The sequence below is a fragment of the Chryseobacterium ginsengisoli genome (assembly GCF_039542325.1).
Taxonomy (GTDB): Bacteria; Bacteroidota; Bacteroidia; order Flavobacteriales; family Weeksellaceae; genus Chryseobacterium; species Chryseobacterium ginsengisoli.
The window spans coordinates 1-4199 of sequence record NZ_BAABHX010000018.1 but is presented as its reverse complement, the minus strand read 5'-3'; the positions used below and the strand labels follow the sequence as shown (position 1 = coordinate 4199).

Genomic DNA, 4199 nt, shown 5'->3' with positions numbered 1-4199 from the left:
ACAGGCTCTAAATAAGTCCTGCTTTGGATATAATTTTCTGTGGAACTCAGCTGAGCGTGAACCAAACCTGATATAAGCAAAGTTCCTATGGGGATTAATATCTTTTTCATCGTTTTTAGTTTATAGGAAATGTGAAATCTAAATTGTATGAAGTATTATCAGGAACTCCTGTAGATCCTAAACCTTCCAACTTTTTTACATGTAGCTCTCCATTGGTTTTTATTAATATTTCCCAAATATAGCCTCCACTGTAACTGTTGATAGTTTTTTCGGTTTGAGGAACACACGTACCATTAATTTTTCCTATGATCACTCCTGTAGTCGTCCAAGGTTTTCCAACTCCTGAAGAAAACCCTATTTGGACTCTGTAGTTTTGATTTAATACTGATACACTACCGCCACCATTTATATACATACTTAACGGACAATTTATTGGAGTACATGTTCCGTTTATATTAGCAACGTTTTGTCCATTAGCACTAATGTCATTTTGAGCCTGTTGATCAGCGGCTGCCTGACTGTCATAAGATGAATAGATATTTTCCTGTACGGTATAAGTATAGATTCCTCCGATTGCACCTGATCCACAATTATTTCTGGTAAATGGCTGACTTTGTACTGAGTTGTAATACAATCTAGGAGCATAATTGTATTTAAATTCTTTTAAAATGTTATTTTCGGAATCAACTATTTTTTCAAGCTTATTTTGTGGATTATATTTATAAAATTCTCTAAATCCAGAATCTGATGTTATGGTTTTAACACCTACTAAAGGATCATATGTGTAAGTTGTAATAATAAAATCTTTAAACTCTGTCTTCTTCTTAAAAATATCTAATTTTGAGAGTAGAAGATCCTCACTGAGAGTATCAATATCTAAATCTGATTTACTTACTATCTCTAATTGCAGATAAGATGTAGCATTATTTGGGTCTAAACCGAAAGCCTGCATTATTTGTGAATAACTTCCACCTTCTATTTTAGCTATAATTTGTGTTTGATTGTACCCCCAAATGACTGTTGTTGGAATACCTGACTTCGTTGTGTATTGCAGAAGGTTACCTTTGTTATCATATAGATCATATGTTACTTCAGTCATTGGGATATTTTGACCGTTAATAACGTTTTGTTCATAAGAAATAACAGATGTGGGGTTTAAATGATTAGAATTATCATATTTTGTCTCTATTAAGGATGTTCTTTTTGATGAACCATTAATTACGTTTCCAATTGTTTCTTTTTCTAGTGGAACATTAAGAATATTTGAATTAATTAATTTTATATTGTTTTTTTCAGTAGAATATTTTGTTTTTTCTACATTATATTTTCCATCTGGGAATTTAAGAGACTTAGCAGTAATAAAATTATTACTGTTATATGACAAGTCAGTTCTCGTCACTAAAGAATCACTATTTATATATTCTGTATTTTCTTTATCTGTTAATATTGTTTCTGTAGAATATATAGGATAATAGCCTATAGCGGATTTATAATGTTGTACATAATTAGGATCTCCTGGATTGGTGCCAAATTGGTTACTGACATATGAATTAAACATTGGATGTATCATTGTGACACCGTAAGTAATCGGAGAGTTTTGTAAGGAATAATTGTATTTTTCTTCTTTTAATTTTACAGAATTATTGTCAAAAACTGCTATATTTAGTATAGTTCCATTTTCAAATTTATTACCTTTTACTGAAGGTAAAAATATTGGTCTAGTGTAACTTGAGGTATTATAATGAATATCTTCATTATTAGAAAAAGTGGTTTCTATTTTACCTTTTATATTATTGTTTACATCTAAGTCTTTTTTTATTACTTTAGAATATCCAATACTATTACCAGATGACAAAGCAAAAGTATTATTTATAGAACTAGAATACATAGCAACAAATTGAGCTTGTATAGTCTTTACTACTGGCTTTCCTGCACAATCACCTATTTCAAAAAAGATTTCTGCTTTGTCTTGTCTTAACATAAGGATTGGATTAGGAGTTAAACCAGATTCATATTTAAAAACTGTGCTACCCAAGAAATCATTATTAAAATCATAATTTTTTTGCGCTACTAATCTCAATCCATTTCCTTTATCGTATTTATAATTATTAAATTGATAAAATAAGTTTGGTGCTTCATTTAGTTCATAAATAAATGAAGAGTATCCTTTTGTAGGATAATATATTTTTTCTAAAATACCACTCTTAGCAAAGTTAATATCTGGAACTTTTTTGTTATTATTTATTTCTGTAATCGGAATAGAAATATTATAATTAAAATCGTTTGGATTCAAATGAGCAGTTTTATTATTAAATCCTCCGTTGGCATATCCCCAGTAATCTGTAGCATAAGAATTCTTTGGGGGTAGTGCAGTCTCATTATAAGAAAAAGTATATTTTTCTTCGTTTTTTTTCTTTAGAGAAATTAATTTTAGCCTTTTGTTTCTGTCTATGCTGTATACATATCCAACGGGAATATTTGAAGGATCAACAGATTTTGGTAAAAAATAATCATAATTAAATTCACATTCATCAGCAACTATATTGTTGAATGTCAATAAAGTAATTTTATCTAGCTTTTTAGTTCCTATGTCAATTCTGTCAGAATAATTAAATAATAATTTTCCATTATCACTAACTATGCTTGAAGGTAAAAGATAATTTTGCTTTTGAGAACTAATTAAAATATTATTCTCAAATTTGTTTAGCCCATTAAACTTATTAGGGTTTGGCACTGGAGAAGGATCATTAATGGCAAAAGATTCTAAATCATTAGAGGATGCTAACTGACAATAGTTTTGATAATAATTTGTGGTATAATTTAAAAAACTGGAATAAGATGGGAGATTTAGTAAAGTATCTATGTTATTATAACTAAATAAGATTTTACGATTATTGATATCGATAATTTCAGTGATTAGATAATTTATTCCACTCACCTGATATGCTCCTCCACCTGCGGATTCAATTTTTTCAATATTATTAAATTTATATGTAAAGCCTTTTGGATCTTTTATCTCAAATCCTTCTGTTGTTTTCTTTATTACATAGCCTTTTTTATTTAAAGATGTAAAATAAATTGTAGAGTTATTGCCTGCAGTATAGTTATCAAAATTTGAAATTATAAATTCAACTTTTTCGCCAAATAAATTAAGAATGAAAATATCAGGCTGCATATCTACGGCTGCAAAATTTGTAAATAAACTAGTGAAATTTCCATTTCTGGGTACATTATTATTTGTCGCCATAAAGTACCCGTATGTATCAAACGATGGGGTCTGATTAAAGTTAGTAGGACCATTTTGTAATGGGAAACTACTTGCATAAGGAAGTGTAGATTTGGCAAAATCCAGTCTAAAACGAGTATTAGTAGAAAAATCATCATATCCATATATATTTTGCACAATAGTTGGAAAACTTATGCTCCATCCAAGTCCAACTTGAGTTGCTTCCTCTGTTACTTTAATTCCATTTCCTGAAATATAATTTAAGCTAACAGGTAAATTAATATCTCCAGATTTTAAGTTAAATAAATTGATGCTAGGACTATTACTTCCTGTATATTCACTGTTTTGTATTCCTCCGTATTTTAAAAATGCTTCGCTTGATGGTGCTTTAGGAGATTCAGGAAAATAGTAGTTAGAATAATTTGCCTGTGCATATGTCAAATTTCCTAAAACTGCAAAAAAGCAGAATAAAATTAATTTTATTATTGTGTTAATATTTTTCTTCATTTGTAATTTTATTTTTTAATCAGTTTGGCACTTGCCGTTTTATTCGCATCGGTTTTCACAGAAATCAGATACGCTCCCTGAATTAGTGGCTGGGTATTGATCTTGGTCACCTTATTTTTAGTTTTAACACTCTGCAGCTGTCTTCCTCCCATGTCATACATCACAATCTCTGCATCTTTAAAATCAAAACCGATTTCTACATACGCATAATCCGATACAGGATTCGGATAAATCTTAATATCCTGTTTTTCAATCAGCTGATCGAGCTGCCTGTCTCCCAGTTTTACAATCTTCCAGTTTTCTTTTCCTAATTCTTCCGCACTTGTTCCGGCAAGAATGATCGATCCGTCTCTGTTCAGTTTAATATCGGACAGCCTTTCTTCATGTTTTCTTGATTCTCCTTTCACATGTTTTCTCCACTGCTCATTACCGTTTTGGTCTAAATATAGCATCCAAAAAGTTTCAT

General features: G+C 30.0%; 2 protein-coding genes. Both read right to left on the bottom strand.

Translation table 11 applies throughout. The features are described from left to right. Positions 1-115: 115 nt before the first annotated feature. The gene (locus tag ABD940_RS22795; protein ID WP_345208866.1) at positions 116-3733 is read right to left on the bottom strand and encodes a DUF5977 domain-containing protein; all 3618 of its coding nucleotides are present in this window, start codon (positions 3731-3733) and stop codon (positions 116-118) included. A gap of 8 nt (positions 3734-3741) precedes the next feature. Further along, the coding region (locus tag ABD940_RS22790; RefSeq protein WP_345208864.1) for a T9SS type A sorting domain-containing protein at positions 3742-4199 on the bottom strand (458 nt) is incomplete at its 5' end.

Bases quoted from the DNA above. Each gene is read 5' to 3' on its own strand.
- ABD940_RS22795 (WP_345208866.1), bottom strand. From the start codon at position 3,733: ATGAAGAAAAATATTAACACAATAATAAAATTAATTTTATTCTGCTTT.